We start from the raw sequence: 1,262 nt of genomic DNA on the forward strand, positions 1-1,262 counted from the left end.
CAGCGCACCAGCGGTTCGCGCAACTGCATGACGCTGTTGCCCATCTGCGAAACCTTGAACTTGCGCGGGTCTTCCAGCTCCATCACCTGCATGGCAACACGCACCACGCCGCCCTTCCTGGGTTGGACGGCTTCCTCGGCTCGCGCCGGGACCGGCTGACCGATGAGCCCGTAGGCAATCGCCGTGCTGGCGCCGAAGGCGCTGGCCAGCGCCAGGAACTCGCGGCGGCCAAGCGCGCCGCTCTTTGCGCCTTTCGCAAATGTGCCGATCGCGGGATGAAGAGGTCTGGATGTCATATCGGTTCTCCCATTGTTGATTTTACGCCCAAATTCGGTGGAATGCCCTTGCCGCGTCGTTGCTGGGCGCTGTTTTCTACAGGACGCAGCCGATGGCGGCGGGGCCGCGACGGCGAGGGGAAGGCAAGATGAATCTTCTGACGGCGATGCGGGTGTTCGATCGGGTTTGCCTGCTGGGCAGCCTGTCGGCGGCGGCGCGCGATCTCAACATGTCGACGACGGCCGTCAGCCGCACCATCAAGGAACTGGAAGACGACCTTGGCGTCCGGCTCATCAATCGCACCACAAGGCGTCTCAGCCTCACCGAGGCGGGCCGCGACTATGCTCCGCGTGCGCGCAGCCTGCTCGACGACATATCCGAACTGCAGGATTCGACGCGCGGCCTGCACAAGGAGACGCGCGGCCTGATCCGGGTTTCCTGCTCCAATGTTCTGGGCCACACGCGCATAACCAAGTTGGTGCCGAAATTCCTCGAAGAAAACCCGCTCACCACGATCGAGTTCGACCTCACCGCGCGTTATGTCGTCGGCATTGTCGAGGAAGGCTACGATGTGGCCATCCGCTTCGGCGGTCAGGCGGATTCCGCCCTGATTGCCCGCCGGCTTGGTGACGTCCGCAATTATGTCTGCGCTACGCCCGATTATTGGGATGCAAACGGCCGTCCGGTCCACCCGGATGAGCTGGCAAGCCATTCCTGCGTGCTGAGCAATTTCGCCAAGCGCCTTGGCACGTGGCCATTCATCGGACCCGACGGCCCTTTCGATGCGGCTATCGGGGGGCGGATCTCGACCAACAGCGTCGAGGCCGCCTACCAGATGACCACCGCCGGTTTCGGCATCGGCAACCTGCCCAGCCTGCTGGTCGACGCTGCGATCAGGGACGGCCGGCTGGAAGTGCAGCTGGATGAGTTTCGCCCCGGCTCCAGCCCGATCTACGCGCTCTATCCGCACCGCACCTATATTGCGG

Annotated in this window: 1 protein-coding gene and 1 pseudogene; one reads left to right on the forward strand and one right to left on the reverse strand. The window is 63.8% G+C overall.

Annotation, left to right across the window (positions count from 1 at the left end):
• Nucleotides 1-296, reverse strand: a pseudogene (locus EN906_RS34445) (diguanylate cyclase); the annotation flags it as partial.
• Nucleotides 297-424: 128 nt separating this feature from the next.
• On the opposite strand from EN906_RS34445, the gene EN906_RS34450 reads away from it, so the two are divergent.
• Nucleotides 425-1,262: LysR family transcriptional regulator (locus EN906_RS34450; protein ID WP_164777622.1), on the forward strand; the 838-nt coding region annotated here is incomplete at its 3' end.

Origin of the sequence: Mesorhizobium sp. M7A.F.Ca.CA.004.06.1.1 (genome assembly GCF_003999135.1) — a bacterium.
GTDB lineage: Bacteria > Pseudomonadota > Alphaproteobacteria > Rhizobiales > Rhizobiaceae > Mesorhizobium.